Raw genomic sequence first — 16,964 nt, 5'->3', positions numbered from 1 at the left:
GCGTGCCATGCGGATCGAACTCCAGAACACACTCGTCGAGTTGCGCGGGGAGCAGAACCCGGTCGCGACGGCCGCACTCGAGGCGCTGCAAGCCAACGGCGCGACGGTCGACGCCGCCGCATCGCTGCCCGATATCCTGATCGTGTCTATGCCGCTGCTGCCGGTCGGCGGATACGATCCGACGCCGCAAATGCAGGCTGCACGTGCGACCGGTGAGGCCATGTTCGCACGCGGCAACGGACGCATCCTGTTCCTCGTCTCGGCCGCGGCGGGAATGCCGATGCGGCGCCATCCGGAATACTCGGTGGCGATGGCCGGCGTGCTGGCAACCGTTCGCACCATGGCCATGCAGTTGGGGCCGAAGGTGCTGGTGAACGCGATTGGCGTCGGCGCCGTCGGCGAGCCACTGGTCGCGGGCGATGCGGCGATGCTCGGGCATGCCTCGGTGAAGCGGCCGGGTGCCGTGGCCGAAGTCACGGACACGGTGCTGTTCTTCTGCGACCCGCTCAACACCTACACCACTGGGCAAATGCTGTCGGTCGACGGCGGATGGAGTGCCGGCTATGGCCGCAGTTTCTGAACATCTCGAACTGCGTGCCGGCCGCCTCGCGGTGGATCTGGCGCCGGCGATCGGCGGCAGTATCGCGCGCTTCCAGATCGACGGCATCGACGTGATGCGGCCGCTCTCGGATGCCAGCCGCAAAGCCGGCAATGTGCTGGGCGTCGCGTCGTTCCCGATGATCCCCTTCGCCAACCGGATCGGCGGCAATGCCTTCGAGTTCGAGGGGCAGCGCTACGAGTTCGCGGCGAACAACCCGCCCGAGATCTACCACGTGCACGGCACCGCCTGGCACCGGCCGTGGACTGCCGAACAGGCCGGCAAGGCAAGCGCGGTGCTGTCACTGGAGGTGGCCGATCCCTCCTCCTACTCCTATCGCGCCGAGCAGCGCTTCACGCTCACCGATGCCGGGCTCGAACTGGTGACGCGGGTGACCAACACCGGCGAACGCACCATGCCCTTCGGCTTCGGCCATCATCCCTGGTTCGACCGGGATGCGGATACCACCGTGCAGTTCCGGGCCCGAACCTTCCACCTCAACGAGCCCGAAGGGATGATCGGCCAGCGCATCACCCTGCCGCCGGACGTATCGTTCGACACCACGCAGCCGCTGCCCAGATACTGGCGCTGCAGCGACTACGGCGGCTGGGACGGCAGCGCCACGGTGAGCTTCCCCAGCCGCGGTGCGGGCATCACCATGAAGGGCGACGCGCCCTACAGGCACGTCATGTTCTACGCCGATCCGGCGCTCAACGTATTCTGCGTCGAACCGCAGACCAATGCCTCGGGAGCATTCAACCGGCCGGAAGGGTTCGGGGATGCGGAGGATGGCGTGATCGTGCTGGCGCCGGGCGAGAGCACGGAAGGGACGCTTCGCTTCGAGCCGTTCCGGATCTAGGCCGGAGCCGCTACGCACCTGCCGTCGCCTGAGCCCCCGATGCTGGCGCGAAGCGCCCGCGGCGACTATGGTTCGGCCCGGTTTTCGGGAGTAGCGCATGGCCAGGTCGGAAGACGGCGGCGAGAAGAAGCCGTTGGAGCGGTTGGGAGTGCGCGAGATCGCCAAGCGCGTCGGCGTCGCGCCGATGACCGTTTCGCGCGTGCTCTCCAACCCCGACATGGTCGCCCCGGCGACCCGCGCCAAGGTGCTCGAAGCCATCGAAGCGGCGGGGTTCGTGCCCAACCGGTTGGCCTCGAGCATGAAGGGCAACGGCCGGATGATCGGCACCGTGGTGCCGCCGCTGATCAACTCGGGCATTGCCGAGCAAGTGCAGGGCATGTCGGACGAGTGTCACCAGGGCGGCTATTCGATGCTGCTGGTGCAGGGCGAGTTCACCACCGAAGCCGAAGAAGCCTCGATCCGCACCCTGCTCGGCTGGCGCCCGGCGGGGATGATCCTCCAGAGCTTCGTGCAGAGCGAGGTGGCGCGGCAACTGCTGGTCTCGAGCGGCGCGCCGGTGGTCGAGATCTCCGAGATCAAGGGCCGGCAGCCCATCGACATGGTGGTGGGCGTCTCGAACTTCGAGACCGCCTACGCCATGACGATGCATCTCGCCGCCAAGGGCTACAAGCGCATCGGGTTCGTGTCGACGCCGATCCACGGCAACGACCGGTTGCAGCAGCGGCGCACCGGCTACCACGCGGCGCTCACCGAACTCGGGATCAGGAACCACGCCTCGATGGAAGTGGAAGTACCCATCACCGCCGCCGGCGGTGCAGAGGCACTGGCGACGCTGACCGAGCGCCACAAGGATATCGACGCGATCTTCTTTTCATCCGACACGCTCGCAATCGGCGCCGTGCAGGAGTGCCACCGCCGCGGCTGGGCCATCCCCGGCCGGATCGCGATCGCCGGCTACGGCGACGTCGACCTCGCGGCACAGCTCTACCCGCCGCTGACCACGGTAAAGGTCAACCGCTACGAGATGGGCCGCCGCGCGGTGCGTCAGCTTCTCGACCGCCTCGGCGGCAAGCAGAAGCTGGCGACCATCACCAGCCTGGGGTTCGAGATCGTGGATCGCGAGAGTGCCTAGGTGCGGGACTGCCCCTCACCCTGACCCTCTCCCCAGCGGGGAGAGGGGACGCACTTTGCACGGGCAGTGCCACATCGCCCCCTCTCCCCGCTGGGGAGAGGGTCGGGGTGAGGGGCAGTAGGTTCGAAACGCTCTACCCCTTCGTCTTCGCCTTGTTCTGCGCGTCCGTCCCCAACCGCTGCTCCCACCCCTCGGTATGAACGTTGAGATAGGCGTTCGGATCGTACGGGTGCTCTTTGATCGCATCGATGTTGAGGTCGATGCCGAGCCCCGGCGCATCGGGCAGCGACAGATGGCCTTTCTTCGGATCAACCGTCGGCCGCCAGGTGACGAGGTCGAACGTCCACGCATCGTTGAAGGCGTCGAAATGCTCCTGGATCAGGAAGTTCGGCACCGCCGCCGCCAGCTGCAGGCACACCGCCGTCGCCACCGGACCACCGCTCTGGTGTGGGGCGATGTAGCTGCCATGCGCCAGCGCCAGGTTCGCGACCTGCATCGAGGGGCCGATGCCGCCCAGTGACATCGGCTCGGGCTGGAAGATGTTCACCCCGCCGCCAGCCGCGAGCGCATAGAACTGCCCGACGGTGTCGTACATCTCGCCGGTCGCCACCGGGATCGGCGAGCGGTGCGCCACTTCGTGCACGGTCTCCTGCCGGTCGCGCGAAGTTGGCTCCTCCCACCAGTAGATATCGAGATCGGCAAAGCGCTCGGCCGCCTTCAGCGCGGCGATCTCGGTGAAGCGCGCATGCACGTCGATGAGGATGCGGGTGTCGGCCGGCAGCTTGTCGCGCAGCATGCGGCAGATGTCGTAGCTGAGCTCCAGTTCGTCGCGCGCGATGAAGCCCTGCGCGGTGCCGAACGGGTCGAGCTTGAAGGCCTTGAAGCCCTTGGCGAGCACCGCCTTGGCAGCTTCGAGAAAGTTCTCCGGCGTGCGCTCGGTGCGGTACCAGCCATTGGCGTAGCCCAGCACGCTGTCGCGCACCTGGCCGCCCAGCAGCTGGTGGATCGGCACGCCCAGGCTCTTGCCGAGGATGTCCCAGCAGGCGACCTCGACGGCGGCAATCACCGTGCGGTGGATATGGCCGCCATCGAGCGACACGCTGTCGAGCATGCGCTTCGACAGCGAACTGATCCGGCGCGGGTCCTGCCCGATGGCGAGGTGCTTCAGCTCGTGCACCCCCGCCTCGGTGGTGGCGATGAAGCCATTCAGCGTCCCCTCGCCGATGCCGTAGATGCCGGCATCGGTGTGCACCCTCACGAACAGCCAGTTCTTCCAGCCGGCCCCGACGGTGAAGGTCTCGATCTCGGTGATTTTCATGGGCTGTCCTCCCCCAACGTTCTCCACCCACTCGATGTCATCCCAGCGAAAGCTCTCTGCTCCCCTCCCCCTTGAGGGGAGGGGCGGGGGTGGGGGTCCATCGGTGATCACCGGACCGCCCCCTCCCTCAATCCCTCCCCTCAAGGGGGAGGGAGGCGATAGCATCGTCTCCCCACTGGGAATGACATCGCGGGTGGGGCTACTTCAGTGCCCCTATGGTGGCGACGACCGCCTCGACCGTCAGCCCATACTTTTGCTGCAGCGTCGGGACGGCGCCGCATTCGATGTAACGATCGGGCAGGCCGATGCGCGTAACCTTCGTCGATATTCCCGCATCGAACAACGTCTCCACCACGAGGCTCGCCAGCCCCCCGACCGCCACGTGGTTCTCCGCCGTCACCACCTGCCCGACCGACGCGGCGAACTCCGCCACCGCCTCCGCATCGAACGGCTTGATCGTCGGCACGTGCAGCACGCCCACCGAGATGCCGCGCTTTTCCAGCACCGCCGCCGCGTCGATCGCCCGCTCGCTCATGAAGCCGGTCGAGATGATGCCGACATCCTTGCCGTCGCGCAGTTTCAGCGCCTTGCCGATCTCGAACTTGTAGCCCGGCTCGAGCACCACCGGCACGGCGCCACGCAGCAGCCGCATGTAGACGGGTCCTTGATGGTCGGACATCGCGACGGTGGCGGCGTCGATCTCGGTGGCGTCCATCGGGTCGATGATGGTGAGCCCGGGGATCATCCGCATCAGCGCCAGGTCCTCGATGGCCTGGTGCGTGCCGCCATAGCCGGTAGTGAGCCCCGGCAGGCCGGCAATGATCTTCACATGGAGATTGGAGTGCGCCAGCGCGATGGCGACGAAGTCGAATGCGCGGCGGCTGGCGAACACGCCATAGGTGGTGGCGAAGGGTTGCTTGCCGGTGCGGGCAAGCCCCGCCGCCGCGGCGACGAGGTTCTGCTCGGCCATGCCGACATTGAAGAAGCGATCGGGATGCGCGTCGCGGAACGGGTGGATGTCGGTGTATTTGCCGAGATCGGCGGTGAGCCCGACAATGTTCTGCCGCTGCTGCCCGATGCGGGCGAGCGCCTTGCCGAACGGCGCATCGACCGACTTGCGGCCACCGCCGGCGGCCTCGTTCTCGCCCATCGCCAGCGTGCGACCGGCTTCCATCGCCCGGCTCATGACCTGGCTCCCACGCTCTGTTCGAACTCGTCGATGATCGAGTCCCACTGGCCGACATCGACGCGGAAGAAGTGCGATTTCTCGCTCTCCTCGATCCGGCGGACGCCCTTGCCGGGCAGCGTGCGCAGCACGATCGCCTTGGGCTTGCCGTTGCGCTGGCGCGCAGTGGCGAGCGTTGCGACCACAGCGTCCATGTCGTTGCCGTCGATCTCGAACGTCTCCCAGCCGAAGCTCCGCCACTTGTCGGCAACGGGCTCCATGTCGAGCACGACCGGACCGTCGGCCTGGATGCCGTTGCAGTCGACCAGCGCCACGAGGCCATCGAGCCGGAAGTGGCTGGCGGACATCGCGGCCTCCCAGGTCGAGCCCTCCTGCATTTCGCCATCGGAGAGTTCGACGAAGACGCGGGCGTCGGAACGATCGAGGCGAAGGCCGAGCGCCTGCCCCACCCCCTGCCCCAGCCCGTGGCCGAGCGAGCCGCCGATCAGCTCGACGCCGGGCGTCGTGTCGAGCGTCGACATCTCGAGCCGGCTGTTGTCGGCGCCATAGGTGACCAGTTCCGCAACCGGGATGATCCCGGCCTCCGCCAGCGCGGCCCACAGAGCGATCGAGTAGTGCCCGGTCGACAAGAGGAAACGGTCGCGGTCGGCCCAGCCGAGATTGTCGGGGTCGTAGCGCAGCTCGTGGAAGTAGAGCGCCGTCAGAGCGTCGGCTATGCCGAGCCCCTGTCCGATATAGCCGGCGCCCTGCCCGCGGGCCATCGTCAGCATATGGCGGCGCAGCACAGTGGCGCGCGCCTTGAGCGCAGCGATATCGGCCTCCGCTGGAGGCGAGTTGCGGGTCATCGGGTCAATCCTTGTCGAGGCCGCCGGACATGTTGAGCCGCTCGGCGGTCATGTACGCGGGCGCATCGAGGCAGAGCCACACCACCGACTCCGCCACTTCGGCGATCTCGGCGCGGCGGCCCAGCGGCACCCGACGGGTACGCTCGTCGAGAAACGCCTGCAGGTCGTTGCTGCGGCCGTTGACGCGGGCCAGTTCGACCTCGGTCGAGCGCTGCATCTCGGTGTCCATCATGCCCGGCGCCAGCGAGTTCACCAGCACGCCATAGGGCGCCAGCGCCACCGCCAGGGCCCGGGTGATCGAGTCCACCCCGGCCTTGCTGGCGGTGTAGGCGGTGTAGTCCGGCAGCGCCATGCGCGAGCCCGGCGAGGTGATGTTGACGATGCGGCCGGAGCGCTGCTCGCGCATCACCCGGCCCGCCGCCTTGCTGGCCATCGCCAACGCCGTGACGTTGAGTGCCAGCGTGCGGGTCCAGGATTTGTAGCTCGACTCGAGGAACGGCTCGATCACTCCATAGCCGGCATTGTTGACGAGGATGTCGATGCTGCCCCAGCGCGCAACGACCTGATCGACCGCCGCCTCAGGCGCACCCTCCATAGTGAAATCGCCGACGATCTCGAGCGCCTGCCCGCCAGCTTTTTCGACCAGTCGCGCGGTCTCAGCGGTGCCGGCGGCGTTGATATCGGCGATCCCCACAGCGCAGCCGCGGCGCGCCAGCTGGATGGCAACCTCGCGCCCCAGCCCACCTGCTGCACCGGTCACCAGCGCGCGCTTCAGGATCGCCTCGTTCGCATTCGCAGCCAAGATGGCGTCCTCCCCCCGGACATCTTGACGCGACTGATACCGGTACCATAAATGACTGTCAACGGGCATGCGAATGGGGGATGGAATTCCATGAAAATCACCGCTGTAGAGACACTACAACTGGCGGAATTTCCCTTCATCTTCTGGTTGAGGCTACACACCGACGCGGGGATCATCGGCACCGGCGAAACCTTCTGGGCCCCCGGCCCGGTCGCCAGCTACATCCACGACAACGTCGCGCCCTACCTGATCGGCAAGGACCCCCGCGACATCGAACTGCACGACCGGACGCTGGGCAGCGTCTATGTCGGCGCCCGCGATTCCGGCGCCGAAGTGCGCGGGAATTCCGCAGTAAACATAGCGCTTTGGGACATTTACGGGCAGGCTCTGGGCGAGCCGCTGTGGCGGCTGCTCGGCGGCCGCACGCACCAGTCGGTCCCGATCTACAACACATGCGCCGGCTACAAGCACGTCCGCGCCAGCAAGAAGAACTCGCTGTTCGAGCGCACCGAGGACTGGTCGCTCAAGGCCGGGGACTCGAACGACGGTCCCTACGAGGACCTGCTGGCCTGGCGGTTCGATGCCGGGAAGCTGGCGAAGAGCCTGCTCTCGGAAGGCATTGGCGCAATGAAGATCTGGCCGTTCGATATCGCCGCCGAGGCCTCGAACGGCACCCGCATCTCGCTCGCCGACCTCGACAAGGCGCTGGAGCCGTTCAAGCGGATCCGCGAGGCGGTCGGCCGCGACATGGAGATCATGGTCGAACTGCACGGGCTCTGGACCCTGCCCCCGGCGCTCCGCATCGCCGAGGCGCTGAAGCCCTACGACGTGGCCTGGCTGGAGGAGCCGATCCGCTACAACGAGCTCGACGCGATGGCCGAACTCGCCCGCCACACCTCGACGCCAATCGCGGCCAGCGAGCGGCTGGCCTCGCGGCAGGTGTTCAAGCAGCTGATCGACAAGCGCGCCGCCTCGGTGATCATGATCGACCTCGCCTGGTGCGGCGGGCTATCGGAAGCGCGGAAGATCGCCAACATGGCGGAGGCGAGCGAGCTGCCCGTGACCCTGCACGACTGCACCGGCCCGATCGTCTACGCCGCCAGTTGCGCACTGTCGGCGACGCTGCCCAACGCCATCTACCAGGAGGCGGTGCGGGCCTATTTCACCGGCTGGTACACCGAGATCGTCGCCGACCTGCCGCCGGTCACCAACGGCCGCGTCGCGCCGCTCGACGGCGCCGGGCTCGGCATGAAGCTGCGCGACGAGCTGTTCACGCGGCCGGATGCAACGGTGCGGCGGACGGGCATGTAGGCACCGCGTCACCTCTCCCTTGGGGGAGAGGTCGGATCGCCGCAGGCGAGCCGGGTGAGGGGGCCTTGTGGGCGCCGGTGTGGGTGAAAGGCCCACTCACCCGACGCTTCGCGTCGACCTCTCCCCCAAGGGAGAGGTGCGGGCCTAGCCGCGGATCTCGGCCATTGCCGCCTTCAGTCCCTTGAGGATGAGGGCGGTATCAACGCCTGCGCCGACCAGCGTCACGCCACGCCCGATCCAGCGGCGCGCTGCCTCGCTGGTGCCGGCGAAAATGCCGGTGGTGACCCCGGCCGTCTTGCAGGCATCGATCACGCCCTCGATGGTCTCGACCACCCTGGGATGGCTCATCTCGCCCGGCACGCCGAGCGCGTGCGATAGGTCGAGCGGACCGAGGAAGATGCCGTCGAGGGTCCGGAGCTTCAGGATTTCCGGCAGCGCCGCGACCCCGCCGGCGCCTTCGACCATCAGCAGCACGGCGACATCGCGGTTGGCCTCGGCGAACCATTCGGCGCGGCCTGAATAGTCGGCACCGCGGACGAAGGAGTTGGCGCCGCGATTGCCCTCGGGAGCGAAGCGAGCCGCCCGCACGGCACGCTCGGCTTCGGCGACGGAGCCGATCTGCGGCACGATCACTCCGGCGGCACCGGCATCGAGCGCGGCGCCGATCTCGGTGGGCTCGCTGCTGCGCACCCGGACCAGCGGGTAGATGCCGCGCGCCATCGCCGCGAGGATCAGCGGGCCGAGCGCCTCGCTGCCATGCGCGCCATGCTCGAGGTCGAGGATCACGCCGTCATAGTCGGCGAGCGCGATCAACTCGACCACTTCGATCGACGGGATGATCGAGAACGGCGCCAGCAATGGCGCACCGTTCTTGAGGCGCGTGCGAAGCGGCGGCAAACTCATGGAAAATCCTCCCTGTCGGCACTTTCGTAGCCGCTGCGGCGGGCTTCGGCGACAGGAACTTTCCGCCTAGACATTATGCTATTATAATCTATTCTTTCCGTGGATGGCGCGCAAACTGGACCCGGAATCGGGACGGCGCAGGGAGGCTTGCTGTGACAATTTCGGCGATGCGCAAGGGTGCGCAGCAGACTGGCGCGGGCAACCTGCCCGACAAGCAGGTGCTGATCGGCCTGTTTGAGCAGATGGTGCTGCTGCGCAAGTTCGAGAGCGTCGCCCAGGTTGCCTGCCGCAAGGGCGAAACGCCGGGCTTCCTCCACCTCTACATCGGCCAGGAAGCGACCGGCGTGGGCGTCTGCGCGCACCTCCGCCGCTCCGACTGGGTCACTTCCACGCATCGTGGGCACGGCCACGCGCTGGCCAAGGGCGCGGACCCGAAACGCGTGATGGCGGAGCTGTTCGGCAAGGCCGACGGCATCTGCGGCGGCCGCGGCGGCACCATGCATCTCTATGATCGCTCGGTCGGGCTGTTCGGCACCAACGGCATTGTCGGCGCCGGTATCGGCCATGCCGTCGGCATCGGCATGAGCGCCCGGGCGCAGGGCCGCGACGATATCGGCGTGGCGTTTTTCGGTGACGGCGCGGCCAACCATGGCGCCTTTCACGAGGGGCTGAACTTCGCCGCGGTGAACCACGCTCCGGCGATCTTCGTGTGCGAGAACAACCTCTACGCCACGGCGACGCCGCTCAAATCCATCACGCTCAACCCCGAGATCGCCACCAAGGCCGATAGCTACGGCATGCCGGGCGTCGCGGTGGACGGGAACGATGTGTTTGCCGTCTGGCTGGCGATGAAGGAAGCCACCGAGCGCGCCCGCTCAGGCAAGGGGCCGACGCTGATCGAGGCCAAGACCTACCGCACCGTGGGGCACCACGAAGGTGACCCGGTGATCGGCACCTACCGCACGCAGGAAGAAGTCGACGCCTGGATCAAGCGCGATCCGATCGACATGTTCAGGAAGCGCCTCGTTGAGGACTACGGCATCGCCGACGCCGACGACCTGGCCGACATCGAATCCCACATCGACAGGATCGTGCAGGAGGCGCTGGAGTTCGCCCGCAACTCGCCCGAGCCCGATCCGTCGACGGTGCGCCGCCACGTCTATGCCAGCCCGATCAATCCGCCCGAGGCGTTGCGGGCTCGCCCTGCCGGCGAGACCAAGGTCCAGGGCTGGCTCGAGGCGGTGCGCGACGGCATCGCCGAGGAGATGCGCGCCAACTCCGCGATCCTCTATTTCGGCGAAGGGACCGGCGAGCGCGGCGGCAGCTTTGCCCACACCAAGAACCTCTGGCACGAGTTCGGCGCCGAGCGGCTGGTCGACACCCCTATCTCCGAGCAGGGCTTCACCGCCGCGGCGGTTGGCGCCTCGGCGACGGGCACGCGCACCGTATCGGACCTGATGTTCGCCGACTTCGCCTTCGAGACCACCGGGCAGATTTTCCTCCAGGCGGCCAAGCTCCGCTACATGAGCAATGGCGAGATGAGCGCGCCGATGGTGGTGCGCGCCGGTGCCGGCGCGCTCCGCAGTTCCGGCCCGCATCACTCGGGCATGTACCATCCACTGTTCGCCCATATGCCGGGGCTGATCGTTTGCGTGCCGTCCAACCCGGCCGATGCCAAGGGGCTGATGAAAACCGCACTGCGCGGCGGCGACCCGGTAATCATGCTGGAGCCCAAGGCGCTGTTTGCGTCGAAGGGCCCGGTGCCGGTGGGCGAGGACCACTATGTGCCGTTCGGCTCCGCCCGCATCGCGCGCGCCGGCAAGGACATCACCATCGTTGCGGCCGGGCAGATGGTGGCGCGGGCGCTGGAGGCGGCGGACCTGCTCGCCGCGCAGGGTACCGATGTCGAGGTCGTCGACCTCCGCACCATCATGCCGCTCGATGTGAACACCATCGTCGAGAGCGTGAAGAAGACGCACAGGCTGCTGGTGGTGGACGAGGCCTGGGCGATGTGCGGCATGGGCGGCGAGATTGCCCAGACCATCAACGAACTGGCCTATGACGAACTCGACGGCCCGGCCGGGCGGCTGCACACCGCGCCGACTTCGCACCCGTTCGCGCCGGTGCTGGAACGTGCCATGCTGGTCGATGTGGCGCACATCATGGATGGGGTGCGCAGCGTCATCGCCGGCAAGGCGCCGGTGCCCGATCACTGGCACACCACCGGCATCGAGGCCGCGACGGCGACAGCCGCGCCCGCACCGGTCGCCCAGCCAGCCCCCGTCGCCGCTCCAGCTCCGGCCGCAAACACCGACGACGAGCCGATCAACATGCCGTTCGGCGACCTCACCGTCTCCGAGGGCACGCTGGTCAAGTGGCTGAGGGCCGTCGGCGATGCGGTGAAGGAAGGCGACGTGGTCGCCGAGATCGAAACCGACAAGGCGGTTGTGGAGATCGAGGCGCCGGCCTCGGGCATTCTCAGCGCCATCGACCAGCCGGTCGGCGCCGTAGTGCCAATGGGCGGCCGCATCGGCGGCATCCGGAAGTAAATCGAGACTGCCGGCAGGCAGCGGGAGGAACGATGAAGATCTACTGCGTCAACTGGCAGGCGGCGGACGAGGCCGAACTGGAGCGCAAGCACTATCCGGATATCGAGCTGATCCTCGCCCGCTCCACCAACGACACGGCGGCGACGCTGGATGCGGAGACCGCAAAGACTGTCGATGCGGTGATCAACTATTCCCCCGCCCACAACGTGCCGTTGCCGCCCACTGCGTTCCCCAATGCGCGGATCGCGGTGCGTTCCGGCGTGGGCTTCGACAATATCGACACCGTCGGCTGGGGCGCGCGCAACATCCCGGCCTGCAACGTGCCCGACTACGGCACGACGGAAGTTGCCGACCATGCGATCGCGCTGATGCTGGCGCTGACGCGGGGGAGCTACACCTATCCGAACACGCTCGTCGCGGGCGGCGCCGAGAACTGGCATTTCAACCAGGCGCCGCTGATCCGGCGGCACAAGAACGCCACGTTCGGCATTGTCGGTCTCGGCCGCATCGGACTCGCCGCGGCACGGCGCGCCGCCGCCTTCGACATGAAGGTGGTGTTTTACGACCCGCACCTGCTCTCCGGTGTCGATCTCTCCACCGGCTATGAACGCGTGCACTCGCTCAACGAGCTGATGTCTCGAGCCGACGTGGTGTCGGTGCATGCGCCGCTCAGCAACGAGACGCGCGGATTGCTCGGGGCCGAGGCATTTGCCGCGGCAAAGCCGGGGCTGATCGTCGTCAACACGGCGCGCGGTCCGATCATCGATGTGTCGGCGCTGGAAGCCGCGATGCAGAAGGGCACCGTGGTCGGTGCCGGGCTCGACGTGCTGCCGAACGAGCCGGGCGATCTCGAGCATCCGCTGATCAAGGCGTGGCGTGCCGGCGAGGACTGGATCAAGAACCGGCTGATCGTCACCCCGCACGCGGCGTTCTACAGCCCCGCCTCGATGGTCGACCTGCGGCTCAAATCGATCGAGGTGGTGCATGCCTACCTCGCCGAGGGCCGGCTGACCAACTGCGTCAACCGCGAATACCTGAAGCGCTGATGACCGCCACCGCACTCCAGACCCGCCGCGCCATTTCGCCCTATGCCCGCCGGCTGGCGCGCGAGCGTGGCCTGTCGCTGGAGGTGCTGAAGGGCACCGGCCCGAACGGCCGCATCGTCGCGGCGGATATCCCGGCACATGTGGCCCGCCCCCCTGCCCCGGCTGCGGTGAGCGGACCGCAGGCGTCGGCGCTTGGCACCACCATCCAGCTGGCGACGCTGCTGCAGCTGCTGGCCGGCTTCGCCGATGCCGATACGCCGTTCACGCTCGAGGACGTAGTGCTGCGCGCCGCCGGGTGTGCGCTCGACGATGTGCCCGAGACCGGCAGCCTCGCCGGGGCGCCGGTGGCGCTGGAGCAGAAGGCCGGGCAACTGGTATTCGCCGATATCCGCAAGGGCTCGCTCGGCCCGCTCCGGGCGCGGCGGCTGGCAGCGATCGAAGCCGGCGGCGACCAGTCGGCCGAGCCCGCGACACTGTCGCTGAAGCTGCTCGCGGCCACCGACATCCGCCCGGTGATGATGCCGCTGAAGCCGGGACGCAGCATGCGGCTGGTGCTGGCCGCTGGACCGGCGACAGGCGAATGCCTGCTGTCGTTCGACGCGGCAGAGGTCAGCGAGGATGCAGCGACCGAGTTCCTGACGCGGTTCAAGGCGTACCTGGAGCTGCCGCTGCGGTTGCTGGCGTGAGTGCTCACAATGTCGGTGATGGGCATAGGTTTGCGCTCCCCTCCCCCTTGAGGGGAGGGGCCGGGGGGTGGGGGTCCATCGGTGATCATCGCACCACCCCCTCCCTCAATCCCTCCCCTCAAGGGGGAGGGAGGCGATTGCATCGTCCCTCATTGGATGGCCGAGTGACACGGTGGGTTACCACCCACTTAGGCGGGGACGAGCTGAACGGGGCCGTTCCCGAGCTGTAGATCGTGCTATTATCATAGCCACACCTATGGGGCTGGCTGAATACATGGACGACCTGAACTCGACGATTGATTTGCTGCCGAAGCGCACGCTGGCGCGGGCCCAGGGCCCGCTCTATCGGCAGCTCGCGGATATTCTCCGCGAGCCGATCACTTCGGGTGCATTTCCGGTCGGCGGCGAGTTGCCCAAGGAAGCGATGATCGCCGAACGGTTCGGGGTGAGCCTCATCACCGTGCGCCAGGCACTGCGCGATCTGGAGGCGGACGGGCTGATCAAGAAGCGGTCGGCAAAGCCTGCCGTGGTCACCTCGGCGGCGCCGCCGGTGACGCTGAGCTGGACGTTCAAGAATTTTGCCGACATGGCGGCCTTCACCAAGGACGCGTCGCTGAAGATCAAGTCCTACAAGAAGGAAGTCTCGCCGCTGCTGCAGCGCCACTTCGGCCTCAACAAGGACGAGCAGGGCTATTGCCTCCGCAGCATGCTGGTGGTGGGCAAGCAGAAGAAGGCGCAGATCACCACCTACTTCCCGCCCGACCTCGGCGCGCAACTGAAGAAGGAAGACTTCAACGACGTGCTGATCTTCCGCGCGGTGCAGCGCCGGCTCAACATCCGCATGGCCGTGGCGCATTGCACGGTGCGCGCAGAAATCGCGGACGACGAGGTTGCATCCGACCTGGGCGTGGCCAAAGGATCGGCAATCCTCGCTGTCGAGATGCTCTATCAGTCCTCCGACCAGCGCAATATCGAGTTCTCGATCGCCCGGCATCCGGCCGACATGTTCTCGATCACTTACGACGCGCCGAACGACCTCGTCTGATCCCCGTCGAAAGTCCTGCGTCCCGGCCAGCATCGGCATGGACAGCTTTGTAGAATTATAATAGCATCATAGCTGTAGGACGACTTGGTTACGGTCGTTCGACCGGAGCGCGGCAGTTGAGGAGCTGCCGCGTCACGAGGGGAAGCCAGGACATATCGCTTCTATTGTCGGCCGCCAACGCTGCCGCCAAGCCTAGGGGCAACTGGTACCGGTATCAACATGGCAGGGACTCGCGCGCAAGACGGCGAATGACCGTCGCGCCGGATTCCATGAGGAGGAACCAGCATGAATAGACCAGGCAACGGCCTATTGCTCCCACGCTCGATGAGCATGGGGCGACGTGACTTCCTGAAGCGGACCGCAGCGGCGGGGTTCGCCGCGGCGCTGGCGACGCCGGCGATCGCCCAGAATGCCAAGATCAGGATTCCGCTGGTCTCGTGGATGTGGAACGAACCGGGACGTGGCGACGCCTGGCGGGCGATGCTGGCGAAATTCCACGCCGAGCAGAGCGACGTCTTCGTCGAGGAAGCCGGCGCGCCGTTCAACGAATTCAACAACAACATGCTGATCCAGTCCCAGTCCGGAAAGGTCAATGGCGCGCTGTTCCACACCACCCCCGACCTGGTGGTGCGGCTGCTGCGCGGCGGACACCTCGAACCGCTGCAGGACATCGTCGACAAGCTCGGGATCGGCGACAAGCTGAGCGCCGCCCATGACCACCTGCGGGTCGACGGCAAGGTGCACGGGCTGGACATCGTCACCGTGAAGTTCGGCCTGCTCTACAACTCGGAGCTGTTCGACAAGGCCGGCGTCGGGGCCCCGAGCTCGGTCGAGGAATGGGTGCAGACCACCACCGCGCTGACCAAGGCGCCGGACCAGTTCGGCATCTACTCGCCCCACCTGATGAGTGAGCCGGGCGATTTCTGGTTCATCCTGCAGCAGTGGGCGGTGATGTTCGACGGCAAGTGGGCCGAGGGACGCACCCCGCTGGTCAACAGCGAGCCGGTGATCGAAGGCCTGAAGCTGTTCAAGAAGATGTACGACAACGGGATGCCGAAGGGCACCGACATAGCGACTGCCAACCAGATGTATGCCAATGGCCGCATCGCGCAGCAGCTGATCGTGTCCGCCGCGGTCAACATCTGGTCCACCACCGGGCCGGATATCTACAAGTCGCTGCGCAGCGTCGTGCCGCCCGGGCCGAGCGCCAAGGCAATCACCCGCATCCATCCGATCTGCGTGAACGCCCACGCCTCGGACGACGAGAAGGCAGCTGCCAAGAGCTTCGTCGAGTGGCTCTACAAGCCTGAGAACTACCAGGAACTGATGGAGCGGTGCCTCGACGTGGTGCCGCCCTACCCCGAGGCGATCCGCAAGGAATATCTCGACCAGCAGTTCTGGGCCGATGGCTACCTCAAGGGTGAAGCGATCACGCCGCTCGAAATCATGGGCGACTACATCTTCTTCAACCAGGAGTTCGGCAACATCGTCATGGACAAGTTCTCGGAAGTGCTGGTCGCAGACCGGCCGGTCGAGGACGCCATGGCCGACGCCCAGCAGAACCTGGAGAGGGCGTCCGAACGGTTGTTCGACGGCTTCACCCTGTAGCGGATCAACTGAGCTTGTCGGGGGCGTTCCAATGGTTCGCCCCCGATCATGCCTGATCCTGGGGCGAACGGCGCGGCAGGGGAGCCTGCAGCGGTCGTCGCCCATCTTTCGGCGTACAGGAATGTCTAGCGAATGTTGCAGTCAGAAGTGGCAGAGCAAGACCGCGTGACCTTCACGCGGCGGCCGTGGCGGAGGCGGCAGAACTCGCTCGCCTATACCCTGGTTTTCCTGATCGTCGCCTATCTGGGCGTGTTCATCCTGTTTCCGATCGCCCAGCAGTTCCTGACGAGCTTTTCGAACAACGTCGTGGGTGTCGACAACGTCACCTGGGTGGGGCTGCGCAACTACGAACGCCTGATGGAGGATGAGGACTTCTGGTTCGCCCTCCAGGTCACCCTGACCTACATGGCCTTCGTGGTCGTGGGAGCCGTGTCGCTCGGGCTGCTCTCGGCGCTGTTGCTGAACCGCAAGTTCCGCGGCCGCAACGTGGCGCGGAGCGCCATCGCGGTGCCCTGGGCCTTTCCCGAGATTTCGGCCGTGCTGGTCTTCATCTGGATGTGCAACCCGACGTTCGGGGTGATGAACGTCTTCGCGCGCCTGTTCCCCGGCATCGAGCAGAACCTGAACTGGCTGTCCGACCCCAAGCTGGCGATGCCGCTGGTCATCATCCTGTCGATCTGGAAGGCGTTCCCCTTCACCTTCCTCGTCATCCTTGCGGCGCTGCAGGCCATTCCGCGGGAAGTCTACGAGGCGGCGGAAGTCGACGGCGCCAACCGGCTTCAGATGCTGCGGCACATCACCATCCCCGAGATCACTCCGACACTGCTGCTCATGGCGGTGCTGATGTCGATCTTCTCGTTCAAGCAGTTCACGCTGATCTGGCTGACGACGGGCGGCGGCCCCTATGGCGGCATCACCGAAACACTGGTGCTGCGCATCTACCAGACGGCATTCCGGTTTTTCGACCTGGCCTATGGCGCGACCCTGGGCGTCGCGGGGTTCGTGATCGTGCTCGGCCTCACCCTGCTGTTTGTCTACGCCCAACAGCGGCAGGACCGCGCGAGGAGGAGCTGAGC

The 16,964-nt window shown here is 66.7% G+C and carries 15 protein-coding genes; 10 read left to right on the top strand and 5 right to left on the bottom strand.

The annotated features are described in order from the left end of the window. The first annotated feature begins 7 nt into the window (after positions 1-7). The 3 genes from PRN20_RS21620 to PRN20_RS21610 all read left to right on the top strand — a co-directional run bounded on the left by PRN20_RS21620 (position 8) and on the right by PRN20_RS21610 (position 2,589). A complete protein-coding gene (locus tag PRN20_RS21620; protein WP_273959735.1) occupies positions 8-580 on the top strand; it encodes an SDR family NAD(P)-dependent oxidoreductase in 573 nt (190 codons plus the stop codon). Beyond that, positions 564-1,457, top strand: a complete 894-nt coding sequence (locus tag PRN20_RS21615; protein ID WP_273959734.1) for an aldose 1-epimerase — start codon at positions 564-566, stop codon at positions 1,455-1,457. The genes PRN20_RS21620 and PRN20_RS21615 overlap by 17 nt, the downstream gene beginning before the upstream one ends. Positions 1,458-1,554: 97 nt before the next feature. Further along, positions 1,555-2,589, top strand: coding sequence for a LacI family DNA-binding transcriptional regulator (locus tag PRN20_RS21610; protein ID WP_273959733.1), 1,035 nt, complete (start codon positions 1,555-1,557; stop codon positions 2,587-2,589). 133 nt (positions 2,590-2,722) lie between these two features. Here the strand turns inward: PRN20_RS21610 and PRN20_RS21605 are convergent, their stop codons facing one another. The 4 genes from PRN20_RS21605 to PRN20_RS21590 form a co-directional block, all read right to left on the bottom strand. Continuing rightward, positions 2,723-3,907, bottom strand: coding sequence for a mandelate racemase/muconate lactonizing enzyme family protein (locus tag PRN20_RS21605; protein WP_273959732.1), 1,185 nt, complete (start codon positions 3,905-3,907; stop codon positions 2,723-2,725). Between the two features lie 199 nt (positions 3,908-4,106). Next, entirely contained in the window at positions 4,107-5,093 is a 987-nt protein-coding gene (locus PRN20_RS21600) for a transketolase family protein (RefSeq protein WP_273959731.1), read from the bottom strand. Next, a complete protein-coding gene (locus tag PRN20_RS21595; RefSeq protein ID WP_273959730.1) occupies positions 5,090-5,938 on the bottom strand; it encodes a transketolase in 849 nt (282 codons plus the stop codon). The genes PRN20_RS21600 and PRN20_RS21595 overlap by 4 nt, the downstream gene beginning before the upstream one ends. A 4-nt stretch (positions 5,939-5,942) precedes the next feature. Further along, positions 5,943-6,740 (bottom strand): SDR family NAD(P)-dependent oxidoreductase, encoded by a 798-nt coding sequence (locus PRN20_RS21590; protein WP_273959729.1) that lies wholly within the window; start codon positions 6,738-6,740, stop codon positions 5,943-5,945. 90 nt (positions 6,741-6,830) lie between these two features. Here PRN20_RS21590 and PRN20_RS21585 point away from each other — a divergent pair, with 90 nt between their 5' ends. Then, a complete protein-coding gene (locus PRN20_RS21585; protein WP_273959728.1) occupies positions 6,831-8,051 on the top strand; it encodes a mandelate racemase/muconate lactonizing enzyme family protein in 1,221 nt (406 codons plus the stop codon). A gap of 144 nt (positions 8,052-8,195) precedes the next feature. Here PRN20_RS21585 and PRN20_RS21580 read toward each other — a convergent pair whose 3' ends face one another. Beyond that, positions 8,196-8,954 (bottom strand): HpcH/HpaI aldolase family protein, encoded by a 759-nt coding sequence (locus PRN20_RS21580; RefSeq protein WP_273959727.1) that lies wholly within the window; start codon positions 8,952-8,954, stop codon positions 8,196-8,198. 152 nt (positions 8,955-9,106) lie between these two features. Here PRN20_RS21580 and PRN20_RS21575 point away from each other — a divergent pair, with 152 nt between their 5' ends. The 6 genes from PRN20_RS21575 to PRN20_RS21550 all read left to right on the top strand — a co-directional run bounded on the left by PRN20_RS21575 (position 9,107) and on the right by PRN20_RS21550 (position 16,962). After that, the gene (locus tag PRN20_RS21575) at positions 9,107-11,503 is read left to right on the top strand and encodes a thiamine pyrophosphate-dependent enzyme (RefSeq protein ID WP_273959726.1); all 2,397 of its coding nucleotides are present in this window, start codon (positions 9,107-9,109) and stop codon (positions 11,501-11,503) included. Positions 11,504-11,535: 32 nt separating this feature from the next. Beyond that, positions 11,536-12,549 carry a C-terminal binding protein gene (locus PRN20_RS21570; protein WP_273959725.1) on the top strand — a complete coding sequence of 338 codons (1,014 nt, stop codon included), beginning with the start codon at positions 11,536-11,538 and terminating at the stop codon, positions 12,547-12,549. Beyond that, positions 12,549-13,235 carry an E3 binding domain-containing protein gene (locus PRN20_RS21565; RefSeq protein ID WP_273959724.1) on the top strand — a complete coding sequence of 229 codons (687 nt, stop codon included), beginning with the start codon at positions 12,549-12,551 and terminating at the stop codon, positions 13,233-13,235. Before PRN20_RS21570 ends, PRN20_RS21565 begins: the two co-directional genes overlap by 1 nt. Before the next feature lie 274 nt (positions 13,236-13,509). After that, positions 13,510-14,280, top strand: coding sequence for a GntR family transcriptional regulator (locus tag PRN20_RS21560; RefSeq protein ID WP_273959723.1), 771 nt, complete (start codon positions 13,510-13,512; stop codon positions 14,278-14,280). A 285-nt stretch (positions 14,281-14,565) separates the two neighbouring features. After that, entirely contained in the window at positions 14,566-15,888 is a 1,323-nt protein-coding gene (locus PRN20_RS21555; RefSeq protein WP_273959722.1) for an ABC transporter substrate-binding protein, read from the top strand. 147 nt (positions 15,889-16,035) lie between these two features. Then, a complete protein-coding gene (locus tag PRN20_RS21550; RefSeq protein ID WP_273959721.1) occupies positions 16,036-16,962 on the top strand; it encodes a carbohydrate ABC transporter permease in 927 nt (308 codons plus the stop codon). Positions 16,963-16,964: the final 2 nt, after the last annotated feature.

The organism is Devosia sp. ZB163 (assembly GCF_028613635.1).
Lineage (GTDB): Bacteria > Pseudomonadota > Alphaproteobacteria > Rhizobiales > Devosiaceae > Devosia_A.
This window is presented reverse-complemented; position numbering and strand designations above follow the sequence as displayed.